Below are 14,758 nucleotides of genomic sequence, written 5' to 3'. Positions count from 1 at the left end.
CCGGGCGACCGGACCGGGCAAGGCGCCACCGGCGCCTCGCCTTTTCGGTCCGGGGACATGCGGTGCGGGCCGCGCGGGGCGCGGCCTTTTCTCTGTTCCGAACATTGGCCTCGGGCTGCAGTATCGGTCGGTAGGAGGGGCCGTTGGTTGGACGTCCTGGAAGGGACGGGATCGCACCTGCCGGAGGCGCGGCGGGGGCCATGCTGCGGGAGCCGCCCGGAAATGAAGAAAGCGGCCTGCAGACAGCAGGCCGCCCCATTCTTCCCCCCCGACTTGGGCCAGCGCCAACGGGTCATCCGGTTCACACAGCAAAGGGTCGCGACCTCGTTGAGGGCCGCGACACGCCGTGGAAGACGCCCATCGTTCGGCTGGCGAATATAATCAGCTTCATGCAACCGATGCAATGCAAATCTGTGCCGAGCGCATGGCTCGGGCTGCCGGACGGGGCGGGGATGCGGGATTGCGCGCCCCTGCGGCTTCGCCTACATCGGCGCGACCCAAGGCCTGCCCGGGAGTCCCGCCGCCGATGCGACTGACCCAGTATTTCCTGCCCGTGCTGAAGGAGACGCCGGCCGAGGCGCAGATCGCCAGCCACCGGCTGATGCTCAGGGCCGGCATGATCCGGCAGGCGAGCGCGGGCATCTATTCCTGGCTGCCGCTGGGCTACAGGGTGCTGCGGCGCATCGAGACCATCGTGCACGAGGAGCAGCAGCGCGCGGGCCATATCCCGATGCTGATGCCGACGATCCAGTCGGCCGATCTCTGGCGCGAGAGCGGGCGCTACGACGATTACGGCGAGGAGATGCTGCGCCTCCGCGACCGGCACGACCGCGAGCTGCTCTACGGGCCGACCAACGAGGAGCTGATCACCGAGATCTTCCGGACCGGCGTGGCGAGCTACAAGGAGCTGCCGCTGACGCTCTATCACATCCAGTGGAAGTTCCGCGACGAGATCCGGCCGCGCTTCGGGGTGATGCGCGGGCGCGAGTTCCTGATGAAGGACGGCTACAATTTCGACCTGACCAAGGAAGACGCGCTGCACGCCTACAACCGCCACATGGTCAGCTATATCCGCACCTATGAGCGCATGGGGCTGAAGGCGATCCCGATGCGCGCGGATTCCGGGCCGATCGGCGGCGACAATACCCACGAGTTCCTCGTGCTGGCCCCCACCGGCGAGAGCGGGGTCTATTACGACCGGGCGGTGACCGACCTCACGCTCGGGGAGCGCGCGATCGACTATGGCGACCGCGCGGCGGTGGCGGCGATCTGCACCGACTGGACCACGCCCTATGCGCGCACCGACGAGACCCACGACCCCGCGCTCTTCGCGGCGCTGCCCGAGGCGCGGCGCGTGGAGGGGCGGGGCATCGAGGTGGGCCAGATCTTCTATTTCGGCACCAAGTATTCCGAACCGCTGAAGGCGCTGGTCTCGACCGAGGAGGGCGAGCGGGTGCCGGTGCACATGGGCTCGCACGGCATCGGCGTCTCGCGCCTCGTGGGCGCGATCATCGAGGCGAGCCACGACGATCGCGGCATCGTCTGGCCCGAGGGCGTGGCGCCGTTCCGGGTCGGGCTGGTGAACCTGCGCCAGGGCGACGGCGCGACGGACGCGGCCTGCGCGGCGCTCTACGGCGAGCTGCGCGCGGCGGGACTCGATCCGCTCTATGACGATCGCGACGAGCGGGCGGGGGCGAAATTCGCGACCATGGACCTGATCGGCCTGCCCTGGCGCATCACCGTCGGGCCGCGGGGGCTCGCGGCGGGCAAGGTCGAGCTCACCGCGCGGCGGAGCGGCGAGACCGAGGAGATGTCGCCCGCCGAGGCCGTGGCGCGCTGCACCGAGATCTACCGCGGGCATTGAACGGCGCCGCCGCCCGATCCGGAACGGAGACTGCCTTGAGCGATCCGGTCGCAGATCCCCGAGCCTTCGCCGCCTTCGAATGGGCGATCGCCTGGCGCTATCTGCGGGCCCGGCGGCGCGACGGCGGGATCTCGGTGATCGCCTGGTACGCGCTCCTGGGGGTGACGCTGGGGGTGGCGACGCTGATCGTCGTGCAGGCGGTGATGATCGGCTTCCGCGAGGAATTCACCGCGCGCATCCTCGGCGCCAATGCCCATGTCACGATCTACTATTCCACCGAGGCGGATGAATTCGGCGCGCCGAGCCGGCTGATCGGGGATTACGACGACCTCGCGGCGCGGCTCGGGGCGGTGCCGGGGGGGACGCGGGCGGCGCCGCTGATCCGCGGCCAGGTGCTGGCCTCGGCGCGGGGACGCTCGACCGGCGTCGAGGTGCTGGGCTCGCGGCTGGAGGATCTGCGCGCGGTGCCGCTGATCGCCGAGCCCGAGACCGCCGCGGGCGATCTCGGCCGGCTCGGCGAGGGCATCGCCATCGGCTCGGGCGTGGCGCGCTCGCTCGGGGTCGGGGTGGGCGAGGTGGTCACGCTGGTCTCGCCCGAGGGCATGGACACGCCCTTCGGCACCCAGCCGAGGATCAACGACTACGAGGTGGTCTATGTCTTCGGGGTCGGACGCTTCGACATCGACAATACCCGCGCCTATCTGCCCTTCGCCGAGGCGCAGGCCTTCTTCAACCGCGAGGGCGCGGCGGACGAAATCGAGGTGATGCTGGCCGAGCCCTCGCGCGCCGACGAGCTCGCGCCCGCACTGGGTGCGGCGGCGGGGCCGCGCGGGCTGGTCTGGACCTGGCGCGACGCCTCGGGCGCCTTTCTGTCCGCCCTCGACGTGGAGCGGCGGGTGATGTTCATCATCCTCAGCCTGGTGGTGCTGATCGCCGCGCTCAACATCATCTCCGGGCTGGTGATGCTGGTGAAGAACAAGGGCCGGGACATCGGCATCCTGCGCACCATGGGGCTGACCGAAGGCGCAATCATGCGCATCTTCTTTCTCTGCGGCGCGCTGATCGGGGTGGCGGGCACGGTGGCCGGGGTGATCCTCGGCTGTCTCTTCGCCTTCTACATCAAGGACATCCAGGCGGTGGTGGAATGGATCTCCGGCGGTTCGGTGTGGAATCCCGAGATCCGCTATCTCACCGAGATCCCGGCGCGGCTCCGGCCCGGCGACGTGGCGGCGGTGGCGGGCATGGCGCTGGGGCTCTCCTTCCTCATCACCATCTGGCCGGCGCGGAGCGCCGCCCGGCTCGATCCGGTCGAGGCCCTGCGCCATGAGTGAGGCGCTGGGGCTCGAGGGCGTGGTCAAGGTCTATAATGCCGGCGCCCCCGCGGCGGTCGAGGTGCTGGCGGGCGCCTCGCTGACCCTGGCCGCGGGCGAGGTGGCGGCGCTGGTCGCGCCCTCGGGGGCGGGCAAGTCGACGCTTTTGCATATCGCCGGTCTGCTCGAAGCGCCGAGCGCGGGCGAGGTGCGCATCGCCGGCATGGCGGTCGCGGGCCGGGACGAGCGGGCGCGCACGCGGGCGCGGCGCGACACCATCGGCTTCGTCTATCAGTTCCACCACCTGCTGCCGGAATTCACCGCGCTCGAGAACGTCGCCCTGCCGCAGCGCGCGGCGGGGCGGGGGCGCGCTGAGGCGGAGGCGCGCGGGAGCGCGTTGCTCGAGGCGGTCGGGCTCGGCGCGCGGCTCGGCCACCGGCCGGCGGAGCTCTCGGGCGGCGAGCAGCAGCGGGTCGCCCTGGCGCGCGCGCTCGCCAACCGGCCGCGGCTGCTGCTCGCCGACGAGCCGACGGGCAATCTCGACCCGGAGACCTCGGCTTCGGTCTTCGCGATGCTGATGGCGCTGGTGCGCGAGACCGGGCTCGCGGCGCTGATCGCCACGCATAACCTGGAGCTCGCCGCTCAGATGGACCGGCGCCTCCGGCTGGAGGCGGGCCGCGTCGTGGAGGGATAGCTGGCCCGGGCGTCGGACGATCATCCGCAGATGCCTTTCACCGCGGCCCAGCCCCCGGCATCGAGCAAGGGCTCTGCTCCGGCGCCGGGGGGCGGGACGGCGGCGGAGTCGATCCCGCCCGCCGCGACGCCGAAGGGCAGCGGGTCGATGCCGGCGTCCTGGAGCCGCCGCATCGCCGCGGCGACCTCCTCCGGCGCCGGCGGGCGGAGCGCTTCCGCGGCGGCCCGGCCGAGGGCGGCCTCGCCGAGGCGGCCGGTCACCACGAAGGCGAGATCGCCGAAGAGCCCGGCGCGCCGCATCAGCGTGTCGAGCGGCGCCCGGCCCGCGGCGAGCGCGATCCAGCCGGCGATCACCTCGGGCGAGGGAGCCTCGGCGATGGTTCCGCGGCCGATCAGCAGGAGATCGCCCGGCAGCGCGGCCGCGGGCGCGTCGCCGAGATCGAGCACGGCGATGCGCGGCCCGGGCGCCGGGGCGAGGCGCTCGGCGATCCGGCCGAGGGCGCGATGGCCCTCCGGCGCGGCGCAGAGCTCGCCGCCCTGCTCCATCAGGCCGATCAGCATGTGCTCGCCGATCTCTTCGGCCAGTTCCGGCGGGACCATGCGCCGGGCCTGGTCGCGGATCAGCCCGGGCCCGTAGAGGACGAGCATGACCAGCGCGGCGAGGGCAAGCAGCGGCCCGAGCACCGGACGCGGCCGGGGCGGTGCCGCGCGCGGCCGGGCGCGCTCGGCGGCGCGGGAGACCGCCGCGATGGCCTCGATCATGTCGCGGTCGCGGATCGCCAGCGTCTCGCCGGTCTCCGGCCCGGTGGCGAAGATCGTGGCGCCGTCCCGCGAGCCGATCGCCTGGGTCCCGGCGAGCGCCCAATGGGCGAGCGGGCGTTCCTCGAGATCGCTGAGCAGCAGCGTGGTGCGGCCGAAGGAGACGATGACCTCGCGGGGCTGCGCGCCCGGCGCCTCGCGCCAGAATCCGGTCGCCTCGAGGCGGAGGTATCGGTCGAGCGCGGTCCTGGGCAGCGGCACGGGGCCTCCGGATCTGGCAGGTTGTGGTCCTGCTCTAAAGCCGGCGCCGGCGATTGTCATGCCGGCGCGCGCCGCCGCTCTGGACAGTCGAGCCGCGGCGCGCTTCTGTCGCGGCATGGCGCGACCGCTCCCCCGGATTCTCTCCACTCCGACCGCGCGCGGCGCGGCCTCGATCCTCTTCGGCATGGTGCTCCTGGGGTTCACCGACAATTTCGTGCGCGTCATCGCCGCGGAGAGCGGGCTCTGGCAGTTCCATGCGTTGCGCAGCGCCCTGGCGGTGCCGCTGATGGTCGTGGCGGCCCTGCTCCTCGGCATGCGGCTCTGGCCGCGGCGCTGGAAGGCGGTGGCGGTGCGCGGCGGGGTTCAGGCGGCCTCGATGCTGATCTATTTCGGGGCGCTCGCCTTCATGCCGATCGCGCAGGTGGCGGCGGGGCTCTTCACCGCGCCGATCTTCGTGCTGCTTTTCGCGGCGGTCTTCTTCGGCCATCGGATCGGGCCGCGTCGGCTGGCCGCGGCGGGGATCGGCTTCCTCGGCATCCTGGTGATGCTGCGGCCCGATCCGGCGAGCCTCGACCTCGCGACCTTCGTGCCGGTGGCGGCGGGGGCCCTCTACGGGCTGTCGAACCTGCTGACCCGGGAATGGTGCGCCGAGGAGCCGGTGGCAGCACTCCTGCTCTCCTTCTTCCTCATCCTCGGGCTTGCGGGCGTCGTGGGCAGCCTCGCCGTCGCGGGGCTGCCCGCCGCCGAGGGCGCGCCGAGCGCGGCGGATTTCCTGGTGCGGCCCTGGGGGCCGCTTTCGGGACCGGCGCTGCTCGTAATCGTCCTTCAGGCGGTGGGGTCGCTGCTCGCGGTGGGATGCATCGCCTGGGGCTACCAGTCGGGGGAGACCAGCTACCTGACGGTCTTCGAGTATTTCTTCCTGGCCACGGCGAGCTTCTGGGCCTGGGCGATCTGGGGCGAGACGCTGGATGCGCTCGGCTATCTCGGCATCGCGCTGATCGTCGGGTCGGGCCTCATGATCGCGCTTTCGGCGGCGCCGGGCACCAGTGCCGCGCGGCTCTGAGAGCGACGGCCCTTCCGCCTGAGCGGCGCTGTTGCAAAAGGAACGAGTGTCGGAAGATGGAAGAGGCCGCGCCCCGCGCGGCGTCATACGACATTCTGCCGAATCGATCGGCCCGAGGATATTCCGAACCGGCAAAGGCGAGGCACCGCCTCGCGCCAAATCCGCGGGAGAAGGCGGCGTCATCTTTGGGGACGGGCGCCGGGGCGGGGTGAAAGTTGACGGCGGGGCGCGCGCTCAGGCGGCTTCGGCGGGCCGGAAGCGGCCGTAGAAGGTCTCGCCGCTCGCGGCCATCTCGCGCAGGAGCGCCGGCGGCTCGAAGCGCGAGCCCTGGCCCGCGGCGAGCCCGTCGCAGATCTCCACCGCCCGGGCGGCGCCGAGCAAGTCGAGCCAGGAGAACGGCCCGCCCGACCAGGGCATGAAGCCCCAGCCGAGGATGGCGCCGACGTCGCCCTCGCGGATGTCGGTGAGCACGCCCTGCACGAGCGCGCGCACCGCTTCGAGCGTCTGGATCATCGCGAGGCGGTGCTGGACCTCCGCAAGGGCGGGCTGGTCGGCGCGCGGCGGCCAGAGGTCGCGCAGCGCGGACCAGAGCCCCTCGCGCTTGCCCTTCTCGTCATAGGCGTAGAAGCCGGCCCCGGCCTTGCGTCCCAGACGGCCGAGCTCGGCGAGCTTGAAGAGCACGCCGTCGGCGGGGCTCTCGGGATAGGCGTCGCCCATGGCGGCCCGGGTCGCCTTCGCGATCTTCACGCCGAGGTCGATCGAGGTCTCGTCGACGAGCTGGAGCGGGCCGAGCGGGAAGCCGAGCTGGCGCGCGGCGTTCTCGATCAGCGCCGGCTCGACGCCCTCGGCCAGCATGCGCACGCCTTCGTTGATGTAGGGGATGATGCAGCGGTTGGCGTAGAAGAAGCGGGCGTCGTTGACCACGATCGGGGTCTTGCGGATCTGGCGCACGAAATCGAGCGCCTTGGCCACGGCGCGGTCGCCGGTCCCGTTCCCGCGGATGATCTCGACCAGCGCCATCTTGTGCACCGGCGAGAAGAAATGGATGCCGATGAAATTCGCCGGATCGCGGCTCGCGCGGGCGAGCTCGCCGATCGGCAGGGTCGAGGTATTGGTGGCGAAGATCGCGTCCTCGGGCAGGTGCGCCTCAGCGCGGGCGGTCGCCTCGGCCTTGACGGCCGGATCCTCGAAGACCGCCTCGATGGCGAGGTCGCAGCCGGCGAGTGCCGCGTAGTCCGGGGTGGCGGTGATGCGGGCCAGCACCGCCTCGCGCTGCTCGGGCGTGGTCTTCTTGCGCTTCACCGCCTCGTCGAGCAGGCCCTCGGCATGGGCGCGGCCGCGGTCGGCGGCCTCCTGGTCGCGGTCGACCAGCACCACCTCGATCCCGGCCAGGGCCGCGACATGGGCGATGCCCGCGCCCATCATGCCGGCGCCGATCACCCCGAGCTTGGCGACCTTCTGGTCGGGTGCGGCCGGGCGCAGGGCGCCCTTCTCCAGCGCCTGCTTGTTGAGGAAGAGCGAGCGGATCATCGCCTCGGAGGAGGGATTCATCAGCACGCTCGTAAACCAGCGCGCCTCGATCGTCAGCGCCGTGTCGAAGGGCACCAGCGCGCCCTCGTAGATGGCGCTGAGCATCGCCCGGGCGGCGGGATAGACGCCTTGCGTGCGTCCGTGGACCATGGCGGAGGCGCCAACGAAGGTCATGAAGCCGGCGGGGTGGTAGGGTGCGCCGCCGGGCATTCTGTAGCCCTTGGCGTCCCAGGGCTTGACGAGGTCGGGGGCTTGCGCGGCGAGCACCCAGTCCTTGGCGTTCTGGATCAGGTCGCGGGCGGGCACGACCTCGTCGATCAGCCCGGCGGATTTGGCGGCCCGGGCGTCGAGCATCCTGCCTTCGAGCAGGATCGGGGCGGCGGCCATGACGCCGACCATGCGGGTGAGCCGGGTGGTGCCGCCGGCGCCGGGAAAGAGGCCGACGAGGATCTCGGGCAGGCCGACGCGGGCCCGGGGATCGTCGGCGAGAAAGCGGCGGTGGCAGGCGAGGCCGATCTCGGTGCCGATGCCCGCCGAGATGCCGGGGGAGGCCCAGGCGACCGGCCTGCCGCCCTTGTGGGTCTTGGGGTCCATGCCGGCGCGCTCGATCCGGCGCAGGAGCCGGTGCATCGCCATCGTGCCCTCGAAGAGGCCGCGTGCGGGGTCGTCGCCGGCGCGGGTCTTCATCGTCGCGAGCAGGCCCAGATCCATGCCGCCGGCGAAATCGGCCTTGCCGGAGGTGAGCACGATGCCCCGGACGGCGGGATCGGCGAGGGCGGCGTCGAAGGCGGCCTCGAGCTCGGCGATGCCCTCTTCGGTCAGCACGTTCATCGAGCGGTCGGGCAGGTCCCAGGTGATGGTGGCGATGCCGTCGGCGTCGGTCTCAGAAGAAAAGATCGTCATCCCGGGACTCCTCGATCTGCCGGCCGGGCCGGCCCGGCGGGCGTCCCGCAGTGGGACGCTGTGCAAGTCGCTGATTTTGCGTTATTATTCATAGGGGTCGCCATCGCGGCGGGTGTAGCGGGTGCCGTGCTCGTCGTCGATGGCGATCAGGTCCACGTCGCTGTAGTGGCAGCGGTCGGCCGCGGTGCGGGTGCCGATCTCGAGATAGACCGCCGGGGCGGGCCCGCGGTTCAGGAAGTGATGGCCCTCGCCGCTGGCGGCGGGGAAGCCGGCGGATTCGCCCGGCCCGAGCTCCGCCTCGCCGCGGTCCTCGATCAGGGTCAGACGGCCCGCGAGCACGAGCACCATCTCCTCCTCGACCTCGTGCCAGTGGCGCAGCGAGGAGATCGCGCCCGGCGGCAGCGTCGTCAGGTTGACACCGAACTGGGTGAGCCCGGCGGCATCGCCGAGGCGGAGCCGGCAGCGGTCGGCGAAGTCGCGGGCGAGCGGCGCGGGGTAGTCGGATCCGCGGGTCACTGGGGCCGTGGCGATGTCGATCCGGGGCATCAGCGCGGCCCCGCGAAGGGCGTGCCGTCGCGATAGGTGAAGCGTGCCTTGCCGGCCTCGACCTCGACCACGAGATCGACGTCGGAATAGGTCGCCACCTCGCGCGGCGCGCGGGTTCCGACGACGAGGAAGCGCGCCTCCCGATCGGTCCGGTTCAGGAACTGGTGCCCGTTCGGATCGCCCGCGGGAAAGGCGGCGCAGTCGCCGGGGCGCATGAGCGTTTCGCCCTCGTCCTGGACCAGGATCAGCTCGCCTTCGGTGACCATGACGAATTCGTCCTCGTGCCGGTGCCAGTGCCGCAGCGAGGAGCGCGCGCCGGGTGCCAGGATCACCAGATTGGCGCCGAACTGCGTCAGCCCGCCGGCGTCGCCGAGGCGCAGCGAGGAGCGCCCCGCCATCTGCGCGGCATAGGGCTCGGGGTAGATCGAGCCGGTTCGGAGCGGGACCGCGTCCATGTCGATCTTGGGCATCACGCGCTCGCGGTTGCGGCGGCCGGGCCGCGGGATTGGCGCATCTCAGGTCTCCTTGAGGATCGTGCCGTCGGTCCGGGCGTAGATCCGGCGCGGGCCGTCATGGGTCACGATCAGGTCGTGCTCGGGATAGTGGATGCGATCCTGCGCCCTGCGCGTGCCGACGACCAGATAGGTGGCGTCCGCGGTGCCGCGATTCTCCAGGCGATGCGCGTTCTCCGCGCCGGCGGCCCAGGCGGCGGCATCGCCGGCCGCGAGTGGGGTCTCGCCGATGTCCTCGACCAGGGTAAGACTGCCCTCGATCACGTAGACGAATTCGTCCTCGGTCTCGTGCCAGTGGCGCATGGAGGTCTTGCCGCCGGGATGCAGGATCTCCAGATGCGCGCCGAACTGCGTCAGCCCGGCGGCGTCGCCGAGGTTGGCGTTGCTGTACTCGCCGAGATCCTCGCCGGTGAAAGGATGGATCACGTGGCGGCGGGCGAAGGGCGGGCGGGCGATCTTCGGCATCAGCGCGGGCCTCCCCGTCGGGGGCCGCCGTTGCGGCCATTCGGTGCGCGCAATGCGCGCGAGCATTGTTTGCCGGTTTCGCGCCTGTTGGCGCGAAACGACTGCTCTCCAGGTTTCAAGGCCGTATGAAGCCCCGGGTCCGTTCTTGACGCCCGGCGGCGGGGGAGGGCGGCGGCGCGCTCCATCAGACGCGCTCGATGATGGTGGCGGCCCCCATGCCGGAGGCGACGCAGAGCGTGGCGAGCGCCGTGCCCTGGCCCGAGCGCTCCAGCTCGTCGAGGGCGGTGCCGAGGATCATCGCGCCGGTGGCGCCGAGCGGGTGGCCCATGGCGATGGCGCCGCCGTTGACGTTGAGGCGGGCGGGGTCGGCGTCGAAGGCCTGCAGGAAGCGCAGCACCACGGCGGAGAAGGCCTCGTTGACCTCGAAGAGGTCGATGTCGCCGATTTCCATGCCGGCCGCGGCGAGGATCTTTTCGGTGACCGGGACCGGGCCGGTGAGCATGATCGTGGGATCGGTGCCGATCTTGGCAGTGGCGCGGATGCGGGCGCGGGGGGTGAGGCCATGGGCGGCGCCGAAATCCTTCGAGCCGATCAGGAGCGCCGCGGCGCCGTCGACGATGCCGGAGGAATTGCCGGCGTGGTGAACATGGGCGATGCGCTCCAGATGCGGGTATTTCAGGATCGCCACAGCGTCGAAGCCAGGCATGGTCTCGCCCAGATCCTTGAAGGCGGGCTTGAGCGCGCCGAGCGATTGCATGTCGGTGCCGGGGCGCATGTGCTCGTCGGTCTCCAGGATCGCCAGGCCGTTCCGGTCGCGGACGGGGACGATGGAGCGGGCGAAGCGGCCCTCGGCCCAGGCCTGCGCCGCCCGGCGCTGGCTCTCAACGGCGAAGGCGTCGCAATCGTCGCGGGAGAAGCCGTATTCGGTGGCGATGATGTCGGCCGAGATGCCCTGGGGCACGAAATAGGTCCGGAAGGCGAGCGAGGGATCGACGGCGATCGCGGCGCCGTCCGAGCCCATGGGCACGCGGCTCATCATCTCGACGCCGCCGGCGACATAGCCCGCCCCGGCGCCGGCGCGGACCTGGTTGGCGGCGAGGTTCACCGCCTCGAGGCCCGAGGCGCAGAAGCGGTTGATGGAGAGGCCGGGCACGCGCTCGCCGATGCCGGAGGCGAGCACGGCGGAGCGGGCGAGGCAGCCGCCCTGCTCGCCGACCTGGGTGGCATTGCCCCAGATTACGTCCTCGACGGCGTTCTCCGGCAGGCCGTTGCGCGCCTGGAGCGTGTCGAGGGTGAGTGCGGAGAGCCGCAGCGCGGTGACCTCGTGCAGGGCGCCGTCGGGGCGGCCCTTGCCGCGCGGGGTGCGGATCGCGTCGAAGATATAGGCGTCGGTCATCCGATGTCTCCGTCAGGCGCGGTCGGCGGGGTTTCCGGGCATCAGCGCGTAGGGGGGCTTCCAGCCCGGCAGGGCGGCGATGCGGTCGAGCCAGGCGTCGATCGCCGGCAGCGCCTTGCGGTCGAAGCCGAAGGGCTCGGGGTAGAAGAGATAGCCGCAGCAGGCGAGGTCGGCAAGGCTCGGGGCCTCGCCCACCATCCACTCCCGACCGGCGAGGTGGCGCTCGAGCGTGCCGAGCGCCGCCCCGACCCGGTTGGCGAGCCAGGTCTCGGCCGCGGGGAGGCGCCGGTCGGCGGGGAGGAAGTTCATCAGGAAGCGCAGGGCGCCCTGCTGGCCGGAGCCCTTCTGGCCGTCCCAGAACATCCAGCGCAGCATATCGGGGCGCAGCTCGGGCGGGGGCAGGAAGCTTCCGGTGCTCTCGGCCACATGGAGCTGGATGACGCAGGACTGGGTGAGCACGGTTCCGTCCTCGACGAAGACCGGGGCCTCGCCCATCTCGTTGAGGGCGAGGAACTCCGGCCTGCGGGCGCCGCCGTGGAAGAAATCGAGCCAGACCGGCTCCCAGGGGTAGCCGGCGAGCTCCAGGGTGAGCGCGGCCTTGTAGCAATTGCCGCTCTCGCCGAAGCAGTGGAGCCTTGCGGTCATGTGCCCTCCCTCCCGCGGCGGAGCTTAGAACGCCTCGGAGGGAAGCGCCATCACCGGCTCGGCGCCCGAGCGGATGCGCGCGAGGTGGAGCGCGGTCGCGGGCAGGAGGCGGATCATGTAGTAGCGCCCGGTGGCGAGCTTGGCGCGGTGGAAATCCTCGTCGCCGGCGAGCGCCGCCCGGGCCATGCGCGCCCACATCAGCCCCAGGCAGACATGGCCGAAGAGATGCAGGAAGTCGGTGGAGCCGGCGAGCGCCGCGTCGGGGTTCTTCATGCCGGTCTCGACGAAGAAGGTCGCCGCCGCCTGCAGGTCCTTGGACGCCGCCTTCAGCGGGTCGAGGAAGTCGGCCTTCAGGGTCGCGTCAGATTCGTTGGCCTTGATGAAATCCTTCACCAGCGCGAAGAAGGCCATGGCGTGCCTGCCGCCGTCCTGGGCGAGCTTGCGGCCGACGAGGTCGAGCGCCTGGATGCCGTTCGCACCCTCGTAGATCATGGTGATGCGCGCGTCGCGCGCGAAGCGGCTCATGGGCCAGTCCTCGGTATAGCCGTGGCCGCCGAAGACCTGCTGCGCCTGGACCGCGCTGGCGAAGCCCTGGTCGGTGAGGAAGCCCTTGATGACCGGGGTGAGCAGCGACACCAGCCCCTCGGCATCCGCGTCGCCGCAGCGGGCGGAGGCGTCGATCAGGCTCGCGGCCCAGAGGATGAAGGCGCGGCCGCCCTCGACGAAGGCGCGCTGGTCCATCAGCGCCCGGCGGATGTCGGGATGCACGATCAGCGGATCGGCCGGGCCCTCGGGGTTGGCCGGGCCGGTGACGGCGCGGCCCTGGAGCCGCTCGCGGGCGTAGGCGGCGGCGGCCTGGTAGGCGGCGGCGGCCTGGGCGAGGCCCTGCACGCCGACCGAGAGGCGCGCCTCGTTCATCATGGTGAACATGGCGCGCAGGCCGTCATGGGCCGCGCCGACGAGAAATCCCGTGGCGCCGTCGTAGTTCATCACGCAGGTGGCATTGCCGTGAATGCCCATCTTCTCCTCGAGCTTGCCGCAGGAGAGCGCGTTGCGCTCGCCCAAGCCGCCGTCGGGTTTCACGAGGAATTTCGGCACGATGAAGAGCGAGATTCCCTTGACGCCCGAAGGTCCGCCGGGGATCCTGGCCAGCACGAGATGGATGATGTTCTCGCTCAGGTCGTGCTCGCCGGCGGAGATGAAGATCTTTTGTCCCGTCACCGCGTAGCTGCCATCGTCCCGGGGCTCGGCGCGGGTTCGCAGCAGGCCGAGATCGGTGCCGCAATGCGGCTCGGTGAGGTTCATGGTCCCGCTCCATGTCCCCGCGACCAGCTTCGGCAGGTAGGTCCGCTTCTGCTCGTCGGAGCCATGGGCGTGGATGGCGTTATAGGCGCCGTGGCTCAGGCCCCAGTACATGTTGAGCGCCATGTTCGCACCGGCATGCATCTCGCCGATGGCGGTGTTGAGCACATGCGGCATGCCCTGGCCGCCGTAGTCGGGATCGAGGTCGAGGCCGATCCAGCCTCCCGAGGCGATCAGGTCGTAGGCCGCCTTGAAGCCCTCGGGGGTGCGCACCACGCCGTTCTCCAGCCGGCAGCCCTCGCGGTCGCCGGTCGCGGCGAGCGGCGCGAGCACGTCGCGGGCGATGCGGCCGGCCTCGCCGAGGATGGCGGCGGTGAAGTCGCGGTCGAGATCCGCGAAGCCGGGGACCGGACTCTCCTGTACGGCGAGCATGTCGTGGAGGATGAATTCGAGGTCGCGAAGCGGCGGGTCGTAGGCGGACATGCCGGATCCCCTGTCTGTGCAGTGTCGAGATGTGGCGCGGGCCTGCCGGCGCCGGAAGGGCGGTCCGCATCGATAGTCGTAATGGGATTATCGCGCAACTGGGCTCTCCGCGGGTTCCGGCCCGAGGGGGAGGATGCGCAGAAGGCCGGCGCGGTTCAAGGCGAAAAGGCGGCGCCCGCCGCATACCCGTTCCTCCCCGCGCGGCCCGGCGGTTTCCGTTTGAAACTGCTCCGGCAATGTGAGCAAATCCGCCGGTCCGATCGAGGAGCCCATGGAACCCTCCGCCGCCGACATCGAGAAGACCCGCATCGCCGGGCAGTTCGTCCGGGCGCTGCCGCATTCGCGCGACCTCGGGATGGAGATCGTCGGCATCGGCGAGGGCTGGGCGGAGATGGCGCTCGACTACGATCCGCGCTTCGTCGGCGATCCCGAGACCGGCGTGCTGCACGGCGGCGTGGTCACCGCCCTGCTCGACACCTGCGGCGGCGCGAGCGTGATGGCGCATCCCTCCGCGCCCGCGAGCACGGCGACGATCGACCTGCGCATCGACTACATGCGGGCGGCGACGCCGGGAAAGCGGCTCGTCGCCCGGGCGGAATGCTATCGCATCACCCGCACGGTCGCCTTCGTGCGGGCCGTCGCCTACACGGAATCGCTCGAGGAGCCGGTGGCCGCCGCCAGTGGCGCCTTCACCGTCGAGACGGGGCGGGCGTGATGGCGCGGCCGCGGCCCGAGCCGGTGCAGGTGGTCAAGCAGCGCCGCGACGCGGCGCTGGCGCGCATGGTCGAGGCGGTGCCCTATATCCGGCATCTGGGCGTCGTCTTCGACCGCCGCGGCGACGAGCTGACCGCACAGCTGCCCTATGACGAGAAGCTGATCGGCAATCCCATGCTGCCGGCGCTGCACGGGGGCGCGATCGGCGCCTTCCTCGAGATCACGGCGATCATGGAACTCGCCTGGGCGCTGGTCTGGGAGCGCATGGAGGGCGGCGGCCCGCCGGCCGCGGCGATCGAGGCGGGACAATTC

The 14,758-nt window shown here is 71.5% G+C and carries 14 protein-coding genes; 6 read left to right on the top strand and 8 right to left on the bottom strand.

Translation table 11 applies throughout. The features are described 5' to 3' along the window. Positions 1-526: 526 nt before the first annotated feature. From proS to V7050_RS10315, 3 genes are read left to right on the top strand one after another with little or no spacing between them, the layout of a single operon-like run. Positions 527-1,864 (top strand): proline--tRNA ligase, encoded by a 1,338-nt coding sequence (gene proS / locus V7050_RS10325; protein ID WP_324410512.1) that lies wholly within the window; start codon positions 527-529, stop codon positions 1,862-1,864. Positions 1,865-1,899: 35 nt separating this feature from the next. After that, the gene (locus V7050_RS10320; protein WP_324410509.1) at positions 1,900-3,195 is read left to right on the top strand and encodes a lipoprotein-releasing ABC transporter permease subunit; all 1,296 of its coding nucleotides are present in this window, start codon (positions 1,900-1,902) and stop codon (positions 3,193-3,195) included. Beyond that, positions 3,188-3,868, top strand: coding sequence for an ABC transporter ATP-binding protein (locus V7050_RS10315; protein ID WP_324370172.1), 681 nt, complete (start codon positions 3,188-3,190; stop codon positions 3,866-3,868). Before V7050_RS10320 ends, V7050_RS10315 begins: the two co-directional genes overlap by 8 nt. Before the next feature lie 20 nt (positions 3,869-3,888). On the opposite strand, the gene V7050_RS10310 is transcribed toward V7050_RS10315, so the two are convergent. Continuing rightward, positions 3,889-4,887 (bottom strand): hypothetical protein, encoded by a 999-nt coding sequence (locus V7050_RS10310; RefSeq protein ID WP_324375366.1) that lies wholly within the window; start codon positions 4,885-4,887, stop codon positions 3,889-3,891. A gap of 115 nt (positions 4,888-5,002) precedes the next feature. Here V7050_RS10310 and V7050_RS10305 point away from each other — a divergent pair, with 115 nt between their 5' ends. Beyond that, the gene (locus tag V7050_RS10305; protein ID WP_324375363.1) at positions 5,003-5,950 is read left to right on the top strand and encodes a DMT family transporter; all 948 of its coding nucleotides are present in this window, start codon (positions 5,003-5,005) and stop codon (positions 5,948-5,950) included. A gap of 234 nt (positions 5,951-6,184) precedes the next feature. On the opposite strand, the gene V7050_RS10300 is transcribed toward V7050_RS10305, so the two are convergent. The 7 genes from V7050_RS10300 to V7050_RS10270 all read right to left on the bottom strand — a co-directional run bounded on the left by V7050_RS10300 (position 6,185) and on the right by V7050_RS10270 (position 13,732). Further along, the gene (locus tag V7050_RS10300; protein WP_324369326.1) at positions 6,185-8,383 is read right to left on the bottom strand and encodes a 3-hydroxyacyl-CoA dehydrogenase NAD-binding domain-containing protein; all 2,199 of its coding nucleotides are present in this window, start codon (positions 8,381-8,383) and stop codon (positions 6,185-6,187) included. Positions 8,384-8,467: 84 nt separating this feature from the next. Beyond that, positions 8,468-8,929, bottom strand: a complete 462-nt coding sequence (locus tag V7050_RS10295) for a cupin domain-containing protein (protein WP_324369324.1) — start codon at positions 8,927-8,929, stop codon at positions 8,468-8,470. Then, the gene (locus V7050_RS10290) at positions 8,929-9,399 is read right to left on the bottom strand and encodes a cupin domain-containing protein (protein WP_324369322.1); all 471 of its coding nucleotides are present in this window, start codon (positions 9,397-9,399) and stop codon (positions 8,929-8,931) included. Before V7050_RS10290 ends, V7050_RS10295 begins: the two co-directional genes overlap by 1 nt. A 45-nt stretch (positions 9,400-9,444) precedes the next feature. Beyond that, complete coding sequence (locus V7050_RS10285) at positions 9,445-9,906, bottom strand: cupin domain-containing protein (protein WP_324369319.1); 462 nt, start codon at positions 9,904-9,906, stop codon at positions 9,445-9,447. A 184-nt stretch (positions 9,907-10,090) separates the two neighbouring features. Beyond that, the gene (locus tag V7050_RS10280) at positions 10,091-11,302 is read right to left on the bottom strand and encodes an acetyl-CoA C-acetyltransferase (RefSeq protein WP_324369317.1); all 1,212 of its coding nucleotides are present in this window, start codon (positions 11,300-11,302) and stop codon (positions 10,091-10,093) included. A gap of 12 nt (positions 11,303-11,314) precedes the next feature. Beyond that, positions 11,315-11,947: a glutathione S-transferase family protein gene (locus V7050_RS10275; RefSeq protein ID WP_324369315.1), complete on the bottom strand. Its 633-nt coding sequence runs from the start codon at positions 11,945-11,947 to the stop codon at positions 11,315-11,317. Positions 11,948-11,971: 24 nt separating this feature from the next. Then, positions 11,972-13,732, bottom strand: coding sequence for an acyl-CoA dehydrogenase C-terminal domain-containing protein (locus tag V7050_RS10270; protein ID WP_324369313.1), 1,761 nt, complete (start codon positions 13,730-13,732; stop codon positions 11,972-11,974). A gap of 271 nt (positions 13,733-14,003) precedes the next feature. On the opposite strand from V7050_RS10270, the gene V7050_RS10265 reads away from it, so the two are divergent. Together V7050_RS10265 and V7050_RS10260 are read left to right on the top strand one after the other, a co-directional pair. Then, positions 14,004-14,447 carry a PaaI family thioesterase gene (locus V7050_RS10265; protein ID WP_324375361.1) on the top strand — a complete coding sequence of 148 codons (444 nt, stop codon included), beginning with the start codon at positions 14,004-14,006 and terminating at the stop codon, positions 14,445-14,447. Beyond that, a partial coding sequence (locus tag V7050_RS10260) for a PaaI family thioesterase (protein WP_442885687.1) occupies positions 14,447-14,758 on the top strand: 312 nt, incomplete at its 3' end. The genes V7050_RS10265 and V7050_RS10260, both read left to right, overlap by 1 nt.

The sequence above is a fragment of the Amaricoccus sp. genome (genome assembly GCF_036846665.1).
Lineage (GTDB): Bacteria > Pseudomonadota > Alphaproteobacteria > Rhodobacterales > Rhodobacteraceae > Amaricoccus.
Note: the sequence above shows the minus strand (reverse complement) of the source record. Positions and strands in the feature narration are given on the sequence as shown.